A 455-nucleotide genomic window follows, 5' to 3' on the forward strand; every position below is an offset into this window, starting at 1 on the left:
TCGTTCGTGGGTTCAAAGAGCTATTCAGCTTTCTCCGGCGTCCAGGATGCCTTGACGCAGTGGTGGTACGGCCACAATGCCGTCGGCTTCTTCCTCACCGCCGGCTTCCTCGGCATGATGTATTATTTCGTGCCCAAGCAGGCCAACCGACCTGTCTATTCCTACAGGCTGTCGATCATCCACTTCTGGGCTTTGATCTTTCTCTACATCTGGGCCGGTCCGCACCACCTCCACTACACCGCTCTGCCGGACTGGGCCCAGACGCTCGGTATGGTGTTCTCGATCATGCTCTGGATGCCTTCGTGGGGCGGCATGATAAACGGCCTGATGACGCTCTCGGGCGCCTGGGACAAGCTGCGCACCGACCCGATCATCCGTATGATGGTCATGGCCATCGCCTTCTACGGGATGTCGACCTTCGAAGGCCCGATGATGTCAATCAAGGCCGTCAACTC

At 58.2% G+C, this 455-nt stretch carries 1 protein-coding gene; it reads left to right on the forward strand.

Going from position 1 to position 455, the window contains the following annotated elements; genetic code table 11:
* Positions 1–455: cbb3-type cytochrome c oxidase subunit I (locus AC0L2P_RS32260; protein ID WP_473507251.1), on the forward strand; the 455-nt coding region annotated here is incomplete at both ends.

Source organism: Mesorhizobium sp. WSM4836, assembly GCF_055811815.1.